This is a genomic window from Deinococcus cellulosilyticus NBRC 106333 = KACC 11606 (assembly GCF_007990775.1).
Taxonomy (GTDB): domain Bacteria; phylum Deinococcota; class Deinococci; order Deinococcales; family Deinococcaceae; genus Deinococcus_C; species Deinococcus_C cellulosilyticus.
On the sequence record NZ_BJXB01000033.1, the window covers coordinates 37589 to 53814 of the forward strand.

A 16226-nucleotide genomic window follows, 5' to 3' on the forward strand; every position below is an offset into this window, starting at 1 on the left:
TGGGTTTTTGTTGCTTCAGGCGTTGGCGGCGTCTTTGAGGGCTCTGGGGAACTCTTTGGACACCTTGTCCAGCGTCTGCTTGGCGGTGGCCTCCACCATCTTCAGGAAGGCGTTGCCACCCCACTTCTGGGCTTCTGGAATCTCGAAGTGCACGGTGACATGCAGTTCGTATTTCATCTCGGAGCCTTCGAGGTGGGCCTTGCCACTGACCTCTGCCCAGGCGGGTTTATCGAGGGAGGTGGATTCCAGAGTGGCCCCATCTGCAGTGGGATGGATGATGCTCTGGAAGGGAATCAGTTGTTCTCCAAGCATCGGGACATTGACGGCGAACTTGGCCCGGACCTTCCCATCCACAATGTGCAGGTCCCGGATGAACTTGACTTTGGCAAGGCTCTGGTGCGGGTCCTGAATGAAGTTCAGGGCGTCCTGGGGGCTGCCTGGGTGAGAGATGCTGCAGGTGAGTGAGGTCTGTACTTGCATGTTCTGAAAACTCCTTGCCTGAGGTTCACCCAGTATAGCTTAAACCGGGTACAAAATTTTACTCAATCCATTCCACCCGGTATTCACCGGTCTTCAGGGCTTCTGCGACATCGGCGTCGGTGGCCGCACGCAATTTGCTCTTGCGGGCAAAACGCGGTGCAGAAGAAGCGAAGCCCACCCGCACAATCATCTCATCGGTCTCTTCATCCCGGCCAATCTTCCACACCAGCTGACCGGCCAGCTGGTCCAGAGAGCGGTGCAATTCGGGAGTGATTTCCTCGTGCCCCATCCTGTCCTCCAGTGTATTCAGGGTACCATCTGCACTCTCAGTGAAAGCTTACGTTTCTTCATGACAGACGGTCTCTGGGTCTTGAGCTTCTCTTTATTCTGGTCTCTCAATCCATCGCCTGAAGCAACGCAAACTTCAGGTAACGGGTCTCGGGCACCCCGAGCATTTCCGGATGGTCCGGGGCCTGGGTGCGGCGGTCCAGAATGCGGAACCTGCGTCCGGCATCCCGGGCAGCATCTCCCAGCATCTCGTAGAAATCGCTGTCTGAAACGTGGAAAGAGCAGCTGGAACTTGCCAGCACCCCACCAGGATTCAGCAGCTTCATGCACCTCAGGTTCAGTTCCTTGTAGGCCCCATAGGCAGCCTCCAGGTCCTTGCGGCGTTTGGCAAAGGCCGGAGGGTCCAGGCTGATGGTGTCAAACCTGATGCCAGAGCGCTCAAGTTCCCGCAGGCGGTCAAAGGCATTGGCCACCGTGAAAGTCACATGGTGAAAGCCATTCAGCTGCATGTTCTCCTCGGCCCGTTTCAGGGCCTCCTCGGAGACATCAATGCACTCCAGCGCATCACACTTTCCGGCCAGATGCAGGGCAAAAGAACCGTGGTAGCTGAACACATCCAGCCCGTTCCCCCGGGCATGTTGCCCGAGCAGGGTGCGGTTTTCCCGCTGGTCCAGAAACGCCCCGGTTTTCTGACCGGTGTAGGGATTCACCAGATAACGCACGTCTGCTTCACGGCATTCGATGGTCTCGGGCACCTCGCCATACAGCACCACATTCTCGGTGCTCAGGCCCTCCAGTTCCCGGTTCTTGTTCTCAAAACGCCCCAGGATGCCTCTGGGCTGCACACGGTCAATCAGCACCTGCAGCAGGTCATCCAGATAGATTTCCAGTGCAGCAGAGCCGTTCTGCACCACCAGGTAATCCTGATATTTGTCCACCACCAGGGCAGGCAATTCATCTGCCTCGGCGTGAATCAGACGGTAACTGTCCGCGTCTGGCTGAAGGCTCTCCCGGTAATCCAGCGCCGCATGCACCCGCTCAATCAGGGTGTCCACACTGGCTTCCTTCCAGTAGGTCAGCACCCGCACACTGATCTCACTCTGGGCGTTCACCAGGGCGTAACCCAGCACCCGACCCCTGTCATCCTCCACCGGATGGATGCCCACTTCACGGGGCAGGCTCAGGGTGTCCGACCTGTACACCCAGGGGTGACGGGTTTTGAAGCGTTCCAGACCTCTTTTGCTCAGCACAGCACTTGACATGAAAACTCCTCTGTTTGCAGGCACCTGATGCACTCAGGCCGAATAAAAAAGCAGCTCAGGCGAATCCTGAACTGCACCTCAAAGGCAATTTTAGCATTTACAACTTGAACTTGACCTCTTCGTCTTCCTTGACGCTGATGCCCTGATCGGGTTCCACTCCCGCATTGCGGGCCAGCCCTCCATAGAAGGCAGAGTTTTCAGAGTATTCCGTTCTGGGGCGAATACGGAAGGACAGCCAGATCAGAAATGCAGGCAGCACAACGAACATCAGAATTCCAACCCACATGGGAGACCTCCAGATCAGCAGATGCCTCACCGTAACACAACAAGCCTCACAGATCTCTTCCCTGTGGGGCTGAATCGTCCATTGTGCTTACACCAGCCCTACTGGTCCTTGAGGCCCTTGATCTCCTCAATGAACCTTTCCAGAGAATCAAACTCCCGGTACACCGAGGCAAAACGGATGTAGGCCACCTCATCCAATGGTTTCAGGAACAGCATCGCCCTGCGGCCAATCTCCTCCGAGGTGATTTCGTGGGTGGGGTTCTCATCCTCGAAGCTGTAAGCAAACTTGCGCAGCAGTTCATGGTTGATGGGACGCTTCTCGGTGGCGAGCATCAGGCCCCGCAGCAACTTGTCCGGATTGAAAGGCTCTCTGTGGAGGTCCCTTTTCACCACCATCAGGGGCTCAAGCTGTGCCCGCTCATAGGTGGTGAAACGCCGTCCACAGCGCTCACACTCCCGGCGTCTCCTGATTGAAGCCCCCTCATCGCTGGGTCGGGAATTGATCACCCGGGTGTCTGCAGAAGAGCAGTAAGGGCACTTCACGCATTCTCCTCTTCCCACTCGGCTTCAGCCTCTGCGGCTTCGAGGGCTTCGAGGGCTTCGGGTTTGGGCACCGGAGGGAGGGGCACATTGATGATGTTCCCGACGATGTGCTCCATTCTGGGGTCTGCAAAGTGACACACCGCCGTGCTGAGCCCCACATCCCACTCATCGCTGTGTGCGGCGCGGCTCGGGATCAGCAGGTTCACCCGCAGGTTCTCCTGAACAGAATGCTGGGTCAGGTGGATCAGGGCACCCCGGAAGGCATGCATGTGCAGCAGTTGAGCGTCCAGGGGAGGGGCCACAATGGTCACCCAGGTGTGCTGGTGGTTGCGCTTGATGTGCTGCAAAATGGTCAGGCTGGAGCGCACATTGTAATTGGCGATTTCCACCCACTCGGCTTCGGGAAGGTAATCAAAATGAGAATAGCTCACCCGGTCTGCCACATGAACAATCCCGTGCACCTCGCCAAAAATCTCGGTGACCTTCTCCAGGGCGGCCCGCCAGTCCGACATGCTGGTGGGGCTTGCCTTGATCGGAATGGCTTCCCCTCCCTGTTCTTCAATTTCAGAGGCCAGCACACTGATGGCCTCGGGGTTCTCGCTGAGCAGAATCACTGTGGCGTCCATCTCTGCAAGCAGGATGGCAATGGAGCGACCAAATCCCTGGTCGGCGTTGGTCACAGCGACAATGCGACCATCCAGAGCACAGAAATCAGACGACTGGGCGTGAGGATGAGACATCATGCCCTTAGTGTACACCGAGAGAGGAAAGTGTAACCGTTACGCAAATGGGAGAGCGGTCAACAGTCAGCCATCAGCTTTCAGCAAAAGATGGGCTGGTTTACAGTTCACAGTAGACAGTTCACAGCGAACCTCTCATGTGCTCTGGCCTCATGCTTCAAACAAAACTCCTGTGAAGAGGCAGTTGCTGTTCATTTAAAACTGTCAACTGTAAACTGTTAAACCCCTTCTTGCGCCAGATCATTGAAGCGCACGTGCTGGCTGTGGAATTGCAACTTGACTGTTCCCACGGGTCCGTTTCTCTGTTTGCCGATGATGATTTCAGCAATGCCCTGTTGATCTGTTTCTTTGTTGTAATACTCATCACGGTAAATGAACATGACAATATCTGCATCCTGCTCAATTGCACCCGAGTTGTGGCTCACAATGCCATCTGCAAGCCAGGACGCTGGACCGGGAACCGTCAGGTCGAACACTTCTTCTTCACCTGCAGGGGTGATGCTCACCACTTCATCCCAGAATAGGTCGGAAGTGGCTTTTTTCTGCAGCTCAGGATCATTCAGAAGTTCAGCATAGTCCATGACCACAGCCCTGGAAGGGGCGAACTTGAAGTGGGATGATCCACCGTAAGAGGTGCCCCTCAGTGCGGCCATCTGGCGGGTGGTGATGCCCTGTTCCTGCATGCGGTTGCGCACCCCATCAAAGACCTCAATGGGGAGGGTGTCGATGTTGGTGTTGGCTTCTCTGGCTTCCAGATGTGCCCTGAGTCTGGCGGCATCCTCCACCTTGCAACCCGTGGCCCCCACCTGATCCAGGAACAGCATCTGCTGGGTTTTCCCGGAGACCTCCACCACGTACATGGGGCGGTATTCTCCCTGCTGGACCGTGCGGATTCTGGCCACAATGCCGAAGCGCAACAGCAGGGCCGCAACATCTCTGGCAAGCTGAACACTGTTGGTGGAGAAGTTGATCCTGCTGGAGGAGTTTGTTGTTTTTGGTGTGAAGAAGGTGCCATCTGTGGCCCAGAGGTTGCGCAGCAGCAAAGCCACCTGGGTGTTGCTCAGCTGGAAGACCCCTGCAGGGAGGTGCTTCTCATGGGAACGCTGGTTGAAAATGCCCAGATCCCTGAGCCACTTGTTGATGCCTCTGGCTTCCCAGCGGTTGCCGTTGCCACTGAAGACCAGCTGGTGCCAGTTGCCCTTGCCTGCATGGCGGTTCACCTGCATCCCAAATTCCAGGGCGGCTTGAGTGACCAGTCTGCTGTTTTCTTCAGAAGCCGTTGTGTAACGCAGAGGCTGTCCTTTCAGGTAACTGCCATCTCCCACCAGATGCCCCAGCAAGATGAGTTCAGCTTCCTTCCAGACCAGAGGTTTCGCAGGTTCTGGCACCCTCCGGGCCACAGCAATCCGGTCTCCCGGTTTGATGTGCTGCAGTTCCTGCCAGCCATGTGCCGTGTAAATGCGGTGCTTCTCGGTGGAACGCAGTGTCCGTCCGCTGGCCAGCTTCATTTCGAAGATGGGCTTGACCCCGACACTCCAGACCCGGTCACTGGTGAAGGCCGCCACTTTTTCATCTTCAGTCATGGCCAGCACTTCGGGAGTGGTCCCAACCAGTTCACGAATGGGCTTTCTGCTGCCATCTGAGAGCATGACCAGGGTGTCTCCTGGGACACACTCACGCAGGTCAGACAGCATTGGTCTGTGATTTGGGCGTTGTTCTACTGCACGAGACAGCTGTGATAGAACAATCACCGGGACTTCAAGTTCACGGGCAATTCCTTTGAGCCCACGGGAAATGGCACTGATTTCCTGCTGCCTGTTTTCTCCACCCCCACCACTTTTCGAACCACTCATCAATTGAAGGTAGTCAATCACAACCAGGCCCAGTGAGCCTGTTTTGGTTTTTACGCGCCTCAGTTTGCTTCTGAGTTCATTGGCGGTGAGATTGGGGACGTCATCAATATAAATGGGTGCTTCACTCAGTCTTGCGGCTGCATTTGCAAGCCTCACGAAATCCTGCTCGCTGAGTTGACCACTGCGCACACGATTCATGTCGACCCGGGCCTCAGAACAAAGCATACGCAATGCCAATTGTTGAGCGGGCATTTCCAGACTGAAGACTGCAGTTGTTTTGCCTTCACCTCTTAAAGCAACATTTTGTGCAATTGATAGTGCGAAAGCTGTGTTGTGAACACAGATGTTCTGGGCAATGAAATTTGATCCATCTGGAACAGTAAGATCATACACCTGCTGCTCTCCAAGGTCCTCAATGGAGACAATCTCATCCCAGTACAGGTCAGGGCTGGAGAGTCGAGAGAGTTCAGGGCTCTCCAGAACAGCTGCATATCCTGTCAGTCGCTTCTGGGTGATGCCCCTCCGGGTGTGAGGGTCGTAGCCAGCGCCAGTCTGCTCTCCACTGCGGGCTGCAAGCTGGGTCAGAGACAGCTGCTTCTGGGTGGCCAGGGCCCTGACCTGGGTCCAGACCCGGGAAGGCAGGTGTCCAGAGTTGCTGTGGCGCTCGGGATGCACTTCAAATGCGCGGGTGGCTTTCTCTCCGAACCAGCCGATTTCGGACTGGTAGAGGGCCACGCTCTGGGGCTCTGTGATTTCCACACGGAAGGACTTCGCCGTTTTCTGCCAGAGTTTTGCAATGATCCCGAAGCGGGTCAGCAAATGATGCACATCTTTTGCGAGTTGCACAGAGGCCACGGTGAATTCAATGCGGGGGTGCTTGCCATTGATGCTGTAGATGGTGGCATCACAGCTGAAGAGGATGCGCAGGAATTCCGCCACTTTTTCCCTGTTCAGGGTGAAAATGGCTTCTGGAACGGTCTTGAAATGGGCACTTTTGCCCATCTGACCGTGTTCCCGCAGGAATTCGGTCAGGGGATTCTTCTGGTATTTCTGGGCTCCAGGGACGTGGGCTCTGGCGACAATGAAGTCGATGCCATCTTGCCTGATGCTGAGCTCTGGGAATTTTTGCTGCACCAGGGTCTGGAAGTCCTCAACGATCAGTGGATCGGTGTTGGTGAACCTGGGCGAGGTGTTGGTCAGGTTGCCTTCTGCAATGAAGTAGGCCAGCAGACGCACGTCCTCAGAACTGAGGGATTCATTTTGCCCAAAGTTGGGGACCGCTCTGGGAACAGCAATCACATCCCCGAGTTGAAGGTCATAGAGGGGCGTCCAGCCTTCAGGGGTCAGGAAGGGGTGGTGCAGGGTCACTTCCACTTCACGGCCCAGACGGGTGCGCACCCGGCGCACAGGTTTCACGCCACTGTCGATCCAGTGGGAAACTTTTGTGGGGCGCAATTTCCCTGTTTCAGAAATCCCGTAGACTTCGGGAAGTTTTCGCTGCACGAATTCCTCAATGGTGATGCGCTGTCCTGTGCCGGGCACATCAATCAGGGTGTTTGCAGTCAGGCATTTTCCCATCGAGGGACGGGCGGCCAAGACATTCAAACTCCCCGGGGAAAATCCAGTGATCATGCTGTCTAAATCACGGAAGCCACTTTTTGTTCCTTCAATGTGGCCTCCTGTTGCATGCAGCTTCGTGATGTATTCGAAGGTGTCATGCATGACGGTGTTCATGCTTTGAAATTCATCTTTGCCTTCTTTTTGTGAAACATCAAAAATAAGCTGTTCGGATTTGTCCAGCAGTTCTTCAAGGCCCACTTCACCGTCGTAGGCAAGCTGCATGATCTTCCCGGAGGCCTGGATCAGCTGTCTGAGGGTGAACTTTTCCTGAATGATGCGGGCGTAGTATTCGGCGTAAACGGCGGTGGGCACGCTTTCGGAGAGGCCCACGAGGTAGGAGACGCCCCCCACTTCGTCCAGCACATTTTTGCCGCGCAGTTCTTCGGAGAGGGTGACAAGGTCGATGGGCTGTCCCCGGTCGGCCAGCAGGCGCATGGCAGAGAAGATTTTGCGGTGTGACTCCCGGTAGAACATGTCTGAGGTCACCTGGTCTCCCAGGTTGATCAGGGTGTCGTTGTCCAGCAGAATGCTGCCCAGGACGCTCACTTCTGCGTCAATGCTGTTTGGTGCGACTCGTGCTACAGGATCCATGTGTGACCTCTCAAGGCTTTTCAGTCTATCACCCTAACACACAAAACAGGATCAGGTGCAGACAGAAGTCCATTCTTGAATTTAGCCAATGACCTGAATCGGGGCAAGGCTGACCAGGAAAGTTTTTTCCTGTGTTGGAAAACGGATTCGGGCTTTTCTGAGGGAGCCGTAGCCGATGGCACTGATGAGTTCCCCTTCTCCGAATTTGGGGTGCAGGACTTTTAAGGGGGTGGAGGGGAGGTTCTGGAATTCCCGGGAGGGGATGCCCAGGCGCTTGCTGACCTCGGTGCTCGACAGGCCCTGCAGTTCCAGCAATTCCCGGGCCTGCAGTTCCCAGTTGAGGTTGCTGCTCTCCTCCTGTGGGGTGACTTCGATTCTGACCTTCCTGCCGAGTTGTTTTTCCAGCAGTTCGCGGGCTCCGGTTTTGTTGATGTGGCGTTTGTCGCCATTTTCCAGGGTGGGGGAACCGCAGCGTTCCATTTCCAGGCACTGGTAGCAGCCACTTTCACAGCAGGTGCTGGAGCACAGTTCCAGGGCACGGTCCAGCAGCAGGGGCAGGTCTTTAAAAGCCCGGTGGCTGATCCCCAGTCCACCTTTCCAGTCGTCGTAGATGAAGAAGTAGTTGTCCTTGTCAGCCCGGAAGGCCCCTGAAATGTCGTTGGGATCACAGGCGACCAGTTCGGGAATCAGTTTCATCAGGGCGTGTTTGAGGGCGTGGGCGGTGCCCCCCGTGGACCTCACCCCGATTTCCATGGTGTAGGTGCGGAAACTCGGGAGGGTGAGGGGCCTTTCGAAGGTGTGGTCTGCCAGCTTTTGTTCCAGCACCCGGTCCCGGATGCGACCATTGCATTTCGGGCAGGTTTTGTCTTCAGGGAGTGCAGCGTAATCGCACTTGCCACACCCTCTGGCGAAGACCTGGCGGTGAAGCTGGTACCCCAGGTATTCCTTCTGCACGCTGATCTCCCCGAAACGGAAGGCCAGTTCACCCTGGGTTTCCCATTTCTCCATTTTCACAGGCGTGACTTTCACCCGGTAATTTCCACGGGTGAATTCACCCACCGAGTTGACCTTTTCGACCAGAATGACCGTGCCCTGCGGTGAGGGCAGCCAGTCTGAAACCTGATAGCTGACCCCATCCCAGCTGAAGACCGCCCCCACATGTTTTTCAGCGTGGGCGTAGTGGCTGCTGGGGGTTTCCAGCGGTTCAAAGAAGGCCTTTTTGGGATTGGTTTCCCACAGGGTTCTTTCCACCACGTAATACTTTTCTCCGTCGTCGCTGCGCAGGTTCCAGCGCTTCATGCCGAGAGCCCAGTTGCTGCTGGAGGCTTCCGCTGGAGGATTGAGCCCCACGGCATAGAATTCGTGCTGCATTCTGGACAGGTGTTTGGGGGTGATGTAGGCGTTGTGGGCTTCAATCACAGCCCGTTCCACCGCCCCCTGCAGCAGTTGCCTGAAGTTCTGCGGGTTGCTGTAGAAAGCATCTGCAGGCCTGGGGACGCCGTTTTCATCCATTGCAGGAAGATACAGAATGGCCCCTTCGCTGACGCGTCCTGCCCGTCCGACCATCTGCCGGAAGGTCATGCGTGACCCCGGGTAGCCATCCAGCACCACCACACTGAGGTCCCCGATGTCCACTCCGGCCTCCAGGGCACTCGTTGCGAACATCACCCCACTTTTTGCTTCCCTGAAGCGGGTGAGTCGGGCATCCCGTCCGCCAGCACCAGACATATATAAATGCACGTACTCCTTGTATTCAGGTCTGTTGTGGTACTGGGCGTGCATTCTGGAGGCTTTGGAGCGTCCTCTGAAGAACACCAGCGTTTTCTGCCCATGCACGATGCTCTGGTTGATGAGGTTGTCCCAGAACTTTCGGGCCTGTCCTCTGTGGTCCACCAGATAATAGGTTTTGGGGTATTTCTTTGCACCGGAGGTGTTGATCTCGGTGAAACTCAGGCCTGTGAGGGACTCTGCGAACTCGGTGGCGTTCCCGATGGTGGCTGTGGAAAGCACCACCTGGGGTTTTGCCCCGAGGTGCTGTGAGAGGGCCAGCACCCGGCGGATCAGGCCAGAAATCTCGCAGCCAAAGCCGCCTCTGTAGGTGTGGGCCTCGTCCAGCACAAGGTGCTTGAGGTTCTTCAAAAAAAGGGCCACTTTGGGATGGGCCAGGGCCCAGTGCAACTTGTCGGGGGTGGCCATGACGATGCGCACCCCTTCCCGGAACGCCTGATCCACGCTGGCCTGTCCCTGGAACTCTTCGGTGACCCAGAGGATTCCGGCCTGATCCAGAAAGGCCTGCAGTTTTTCACGCTGGTCCTGTGCCAGAGCGACCAGAGGATAAATCAGCAGTGCCGTGGCTTTTGGATCATCGAGCAGGTTCTGCACAATGGCAGGCAGAAAGGCCCCCGTTTTTCCAGAGGCTGTGGGCGTGGTGATCACCACATGCTCACCCAGTCGCATGGCTTCATAACACGCGGCCTGGTGGGAATACACCTGCGGGTATTTGAAGCCTTTCTTCAGGGGAGCCGACCAGCCGAGCTGGTCCACGTCAACAAGCTCTGGGGGGTGCCCTTCTTCGGTGTAGAAGGCCCGGGCTTTGTTGCCGAGGAGGTCCTGAAGAAAAGGGGAGAGCGCAGACATCGGTCTTACAGTGTAAAACAAAAGCCCGATTCGGGGATGAACGTAAAATCACCTGTTTCATCTTCAGGGCAATGACGGCACAACAGGGTGGGATTTCAAAAGAGCGGATACAGGTTTTCCCTGTGCTTTGATCGAAACGATTCGGAGGGTTTTCCCTGATGGGGAGCTGAAAAAAACCAATTGTGGAGTACGTTTTCCCTGTAGTAAGATGAAGGACAACACATTTGAAAGCGTTTGCCCTCACAGGGAGGTGTTGGTGTTGTCTGAAAAAAGCCCCCCACCCAGCCTGGATTTTGAGCGGTTGCAGGCCTGGACGCACACCCATCTGGCTTCCATTCAGGCCACCATTCACCTGATGGGACCCCTTTCAGCCTCTCCCAGCCCAACACCTGCAACCCTGCACATCAAAATTCTTGGTGCCCCGGAAGTTTTCTGTCAGGGCCAGAAGGTGGATTTTCCCTATCAAAAGGTGCTGGAACTGCTGCTGTACCTGATCCATCATCCTGCAGCCACCCGTGAACAGCTGCTCAGTGACCTCTGGGATGGGAAGACTGCCGACAGTGTTTATACGGCCATCCGGCAACTGAGAAAGATCCTCAGGGACCTCTTCCCCCTCACCGAAGAGGGGGTGGTGAAAAAAGGCAGACACTACAGCCTCTCTTCGCAGATTCAGGTGGTGCTCGACAGCCACGACCTTGATGGGCCTGTCCTGACCACACAACAGATTGCCCCGCAATACCTCTGTGACCTGATGGATGGTCTGGATTCTGCCTGGATTGAGGAGCAACGCCTCATTTTCAACCGCCTTCTGCTGACCCGTCTGGTCCAGGAATTGCAGGTCTCGCAGGGAAGAACAGACCGCACCCTGGTCCTGCACCTGCTCAGGGTCACACAGGATGTGTTCGAGCCTGACCCCCTGCAGATGGTGCTCAGGCTCTCCAGAGAGCTTGGCCATGGTGGGATTCACCGCACCGCCCAGATGCTGCAACACGCCCTGACCGAAGGGAGCTGCACCCGTTTCTATGTGCTGCAACTGCGTGAACAGGCCGCAAAGCTGCTGGAGCAAGAAAGGCTCGCTCCGGCATGAGAGGCACCGCCCATCACCTGCCCAGATACCTCGATGATTTTATTGGACGCACTGCAGAACTCGGCCTGCTCTCTGAGGCCCTGCAGAAACACAGCCTGATCTCGGTGGTGGGGTTTGGTGGGGTGGGTAAAACCCGACTGGCCGTGGAATTCAGCCGCCAGCATGCTGAAAAGTTCCCACATGGGATTGCTTTTTTTGATGCCTACAGCAGCAGAAACACCAACGAATTCATCTCCCTGATCGCCAAGTCCTTCGACATCACAGACGTCAAGATCGAGAGGATCACCGAGTTTCTGGTGGAGTACTTCCAGCACAAACGGATGCTGCTGTTGCTGGACAACGTGGAACACCTCCCCGAAATTGGCATTTTCATTCGCACCCTGCTCACCGAGTGCCCCTCCCTGCACATCCTCGCCACCTCCCGTGAACGCCTGAAAATCCGTGGAGAATGTGTCTGCCAGATTCATCCGTTCAATTTTGACACCCTGGAAGAGGACCTTTTTCACAACGAGGCCATGCAGCTCTTTTACAGCCGGGCAAAGCTGGTGCGCCCGGACCTGATCCTCTCAGAAGAACACCAGAGCCTGATTTTTCAGATTTGCAGGCTGCTGGAAGGCATTCCCCTGTCCATCGAACTGGTGGCCAGTCAGGTGTACAGCCAGACCCTGCAACGCATCCTCCGGTTTCTGCAGGACAACCTGCTCCTGCCTGCTGCGCAGGGAGCCATCGACCTTGATCCCAGGCAGCGCAGCATCCGCAACCTGATCGACTGGAGTTACCAGTTGCTCACTCCAGAGCAGCGTCTGGTGTTCCGTCACCTCAGCTTCTTCAATGCCCGCTTTGATCTGGATGACGCCCTCCACATGTTGCAAACCCTGTTTCAGGAGCAGCAGATCGAGACGGACCCAGCAGGGGTGCTCACCAGCCTTCTCGAAAAAAACCTGCTGTACTCCAAAGTCGGAGGGGATGGCCGCAGCCTGCTGTTCTGCCTGGATGTGGTCAAAGCCTACGCCCGCAGCCTGATGGATGAAAGGGAGCAAAAACAGGTTCTGGCCTTCTACACCTCTTATTATCTGCAACGCATCCAGACCAACAAAGAGACCCCTTTTGATGTGCAGAGCGAGTATTTTCTGCGGCATTCCAGCAGCATCCACCAGGTCATCACTGCGCACCTGAAAGACAACCCCCTGCAATCTGCACGGCTGGTGTCCTACATCTGGAAGTACTGGCAGGCCTCACGCTACTTCTACCTGGGACTGGCTTACACAGATGCCCTCTTTGAAGCCTACCAGCAGGCAGGTCCACAGCAGAAGACCCATGAATTTGCTCTGTCCATTGTGAACACCCTGATCGGTGCAGCGTGGATTTCCAACGACAACTTTGATTTCGAGGGGAGCCGCTGTTATTTCACCCAGGCTTTAGAGGTGGCCCGCCACCACCAGAACCCGATGGGCATGGCCGGGGCCTACCAGGGTCTGGCCCACCTGTGCATGTTCTGGGGAGACCTCAGGCAGGCGGACTTTTTCACCCAGGAAGCGCAGGAGATCATTGGCCGGATTGGAGAGCCAGACCAGAAGTGCTGGATTCAGAGCCACCAGGGCAGGCTGCACTTCATCAAGGGCCAGTACCCAGAGGCTGAACACTGCTTTCTGGAATCCCAGAAAGGCTTTCAGGCCAGAGGCAACACCTGGGGCATGGCCTGGACTGAACTCCATCTGGCCGAATTGTACTTCGAGACCCTGCAACTGGACCGGGCCGAGGCCCTGCTGGAAGAGCAACTCCAGAACACCCAGCTTTCCTTTGAGGAGATGAACACCGTGCGCCTTCACCTGCTCTTGCTGGTCGCCAAATTGCAGGTGATTCAGGAACGTGTTGATCAGGCCCGAGACACCTTACACATCTGCCTGGACCACTTCTCGGACCGCAAGAAGGCCATCAAGGTGCAGGACCTGATCGGTGTGCAGATCCTGATCGAGGTGGAGTCCGGTCACCTCTCAGAAGCTGCCCGTCTGATTCAAGAAGTCATGACCAGCAAAACCCCTGTGGCAACCATCAACGCCCTGATCGACATCAACTGCTGTGCTGCCCGACTCGCAGTGCAGGAAGGACGCTTTCTGGAAGCCCGCAGGGCACACCAGACCTGCCTGGAGATCCATGAACGGTTTGAGTGGGCCATCAGTCCCAGAAGGCAGAAATTCTATGACGGCCTCGAAACGTCCCTGAACGCTCCGGTTTGAACTTTTGCCCTGGACCCGATCTGAAAAAGCCTGCAGCAGCACTTTTCAGGCTTTTTCAGACCTGCAGCTGTACCCTGAAAAGGATTCCACGGTTCAAACCATGTGCTGTTCAGCGCGGCTTTTTCGCACTTCAGGCGAAGGCTGAAGACGTTTCAGGTTCATAGAGCATCAGGTTCACAGAGAAGAGGTCATGAATGCGCAGAGTTCAATTCACCGCCCTCACCTTGCTCAGTGTGGGAATGCTGGCCTGTTCCAGCCAGACCCCACCTGCAGCCCAGCCCACCGTGCAGAAGCAAGCAGGAGAGGGCTTCTGGTCCACATCTGGAAGCAAGATCCTTGATGCCAACGGTCAGGTGGTTCGCATCACCGGCATCAACTGGTTCGGGTTTGAGACCGCCAATTACATGCCCCACGGATTGTGGAGCGTCAATTACAAGCAGGTTCTGGATCAGGTGAAATCCCTGGGTTTCACAGTCCTTCGCATCCCCTTTTCGAACGAGATGCTGGTGGGCCCCAAGATGCCCTCAGGCCTCAATGACTTTGCCAATCCCGAGCTGAAAGGCCTCAACAGCCTGCAGATTCTGGACAGAATCATCGAGTACTCCGGCACCATCGGCCTGAAGGTCTTTCTGGACCGCCACCGTCCGGAAGCGAGCGGGCAGTCTCACCTGTGGTACACCTCGACCACCCCGGAAAGCAAATGGATCGAGGACTGGAAGTTCCTTGCTGCAAGATACAAAGGCAACCCCACCGTGGTGGGCGCAGACCTCCACAACGAGCCGCACTCGGTGGACGGCACAGGCCTGAATTCCTGCTGGGGTTGCGGTGATCCCGCACAGGACTGGCGTCTGGCAGCAGAGAAGGCCGGAAACGCCATCCTCAGTGTCAATCCCGACTGGCTGATCATTGTGGAGGGGAACGAGTGCTGGGCCAGCGACGGCAGCGCAGTGAAACCCAGCCAGTGGAACCCCAACCCCAACATGAACTGCAATTGGTGGGGGGGCAACCTGATGGGGGCACAGAAGTACCCGGTCCGCTTATCAAAACCCAACAAACTGGTGTACTCCAGCCACGATTATGGAATGAGCGTCTACAACGGCCAGCCCTGGTTCACCGACCCCAGCTTCCCGGCCACCCTGGAGCCTCACTGGGACAAATACTGGGGATACCTGGTGAAAAACAACATCGCCCCGGTGATTGTCGGAGAGTTTGGCAGCACCCTGCAGGACTCCAAAGACCAGGTCTGGCTCCCCAGTTTGCTCAAGTACCTCGAAAAGATCGGGGCAAGCTGGACCTACTGGTCCCTGAACCCCAACTCTGGAGACACCAAAGGCATCCTGCTGGACGACTGGCAAACGGTCGATCATGTGCGCTACGACGTGGTGAAGCCCTACCTTGTGCCCCTTTCTGGAGGGACCACCAACAAAGCGCCCACTGTCTCGATCACCAGTCCGACCAGTGGACAGAACTTCGCCACGGGAGTCACCATTTCTGTGAAGGGCACTGCCAGTGACCCCGACGGAACAGTCTCCAAAGTGGACCTTTATGTGGATGGGGTCCTCAAGAACACAGACACCACTGCACCCTATGAATTCAGTGTTGCAGGGCTGGCCAGTGGTGCTCACACCATCAAACTGATGGCCACAGACAACAAAGGGGCAACAGCAGAAGCCACACAGAGCATCACGGTGGGTTCTGCGCCCAATGATCCACCTGCTCTGACGGTTTCCAGCCCAATAGAGGGCCAGACGTTCACTGCTGGAACCACAGTCAATGTCGCTGCCACAGCCACAGACAGCGATGGTGTCTCCAAAGTGGACTTCTATATGGATGGCATTCTCAAACTCTCGGATACCACTTCCCCGTACAGCTACAGTGCAACAGGCCTCACCTCTGGAGCCCACAGCATCAAGGTGGTTGCCACAGACACCAAAGGGGCGTCCAGCACCATCACCCGAAACATCACTGTGGGAGGCGCACCATCTGCCTGCAAGGTGGTCTACAGCAAACAGAACGACTGGGGAAGCGGTGCAACCATCAGCATCGACATCACCAACACCTCCAGTACCCCAGTGAATGGCTGGACCCTCAGTTTCAACTTCTCTGGCAACCAACAGATCAGCCAGAGCTGGAACAGCACCTATATCCAGAGTGGTCAGACCGTCACCCTGAAGAACCTGAATTACAATGCCACGCTGGCTGCAGGAGCCACCACCAACCTGGGCTTCAACCTCACTTACAGTGGCACCAACAGCAATCCGGTCAGCTTCAAGCTCAATGGCAACACTTGCCAGTGACAGAAGTTGACGGTTTACAGTAGACAGTTCACAGTGTGCAGAAAAGGTCCTGTATCAGTAAGCCAGATCAGGGAGGATGTGCCAGACAGTGCATCCTCCGTTTGTCTTAGGGGTAGAGGAGGGGAGATCCGTCACATCCACTATTTTTGTACTGAGTACAGAGTTTTTATGGATGGGTTTTGCGTCTCGAAAAACCCCGTGCAGCACGCCAGAGATCAGGTCCTTCAAACCCTCCTTCCCGGGGTGTTGACACATCTGCAAATCCGTAGTATTCTTTTCTTCGCCCGAGAGGAAGCAGCAATGCAG

At 56.0% G+C, this 16226-nt stretch carries 11 protein-coding genes; 3 read left to right on the forward strand and 8 right to left on the reverse strand.

The window, feature by feature from the left end; translation table 11 throughout:
• Positions 1 to 15: 15 nt before the first annotated feature.
• The 8 genes from DC3_RS24645 to DC3_RS24680 all read right to left on the reverse strand — a co-directional run bounded on the left by DC3_RS24645 (position 16) and on the right by DC3_RS24680 (position 10299).
• Positions 16 to 480, reverse strand: a complete 465-nt coding sequence (locus tag DC3_RS24645) for a DUF3809 domain-containing protein (RefSeq protein ID WP_146889847.1) — start codon at positions 478 to 480, stop codon at positions 16 to 18.
• A gap of 58 nt (positions 481 to 538) precedes the next feature.
• Complete coding sequence (locus tag DC3_RS24650) at positions 539 to 769, reverse strand: DUF3248 domain-containing protein (protein ID WP_146889850.1); 231 nt, start codon at positions 767 to 769, stop codon at positions 539 to 541.
• A 106-nt stretch (positions 770 to 875) separates the two neighbouring features.
• Positions 876 to 2030, reverse strand: a complete 1155-nt coding sequence (locus DC3_RS24655; RefSeq protein WP_146889853.1) for a class I SAM-dependent rRNA methyltransferase — start codon at positions 2028 to 2030, stop codon at positions 876 to 878.
• 97 nt (positions 2031 to 2127) lie between these two features.
• A complete protein-coding gene (locus DC3_RS24660; RefSeq protein WP_146889856.1) occupies positions 2128 to 2316 on the reverse strand; it encodes a hypothetical protein in 189 nt (62 codons plus the stop codon).
• Positions 2317 to 2414: 98 nt separating this feature from the next.
• The gene (gene nrdR / locus DC3_RS24665) at positions 2415 to 2858 is read right to left on the reverse strand and encodes a transcriptional regulator NrdR (RefSeq protein WP_146889859.1); all 444 of its coding nucleotides are present in this window, start codon (positions 2856 to 2858) and stop codon (positions 2415 to 2417) included.
• The gene (locus DC3_RS24670; protein ID WP_146889862.1) at positions 2855 to 3601 is read right to left on the reverse strand and encodes an SDR family NAD(P)-dependent oxidoreductase; all 747 of its coding nucleotides are present in this window, start codon (positions 3599 to 3601) and stop codon (positions 2855 to 2857) included. The genes nrdR and DC3_RS24670 overlap by 4 nt, the downstream gene beginning before the upstream one ends.
• A gap of 215 nt (positions 3602 to 3816) precedes the next feature.
• Positions 3817 to 7662: a replicative DNA helicase gene (gene dnaB / locus DC3_RS24675; RefSeq protein ID WP_146889865.1), complete on the reverse strand. Its 3846-nt coding sequence runs from the start codon at positions 7660 to 7662 to the stop codon at positions 3817 to 3819.
• A gap of 81 nt (positions 7663 to 7743) precedes the next feature.
• Positions 7744 to 10299: a DEAD/DEAH box helicase gene (locus DC3_RS24680; protein WP_146889868.1), complete on the reverse strand. Its 2556-nt coding sequence runs from the start codon at positions 10297 to 10299 to the stop codon at positions 7744 to 7746.
• A 256-nt stretch (positions 10300 to 10555) separates the two neighbouring features.
• On the opposite strand from DC3_RS24680, the gene DC3_RS24685 reads away from it, so the two are divergent.
• The 3 genes from DC3_RS24685 to DC3_RS24695 all read left to right on the forward strand — a co-directional run bounded on the left by DC3_RS24685 (position 10556) and on the right by DC3_RS24695 (position 15920).
• Entirely contained in the window at positions 10556 to 11386 is an 831-nt protein-coding gene (locus DC3_RS24685) for a winged helix-turn-helix domain-containing protein (RefSeq protein WP_186816244.1), read from the forward strand.
• A complete protein-coding gene (locus DC3_RS24690; RefSeq protein WP_146889874.1) occupies positions 11383 to 13623 on the forward strand; it encodes an ATP-binding protein in 2241 nt (746 codons plus the stop codon). The genes DC3_RS24685 and DC3_RS24690 overlap by 4 nt, the downstream gene beginning before the upstream one ends.
• Before the next feature lie 194 nt (positions 13624 to 13817).
• A complete protein-coding gene (locus DC3_RS24695) occupies positions 13818 to 15920 on the forward strand; it encodes a cellulase family glycosylhydrolase (protein WP_146889877.1) in 2103 nt (700 codons plus the stop codon).
• Positions 15921 to 16226: the final 306 nt, after the last annotated feature.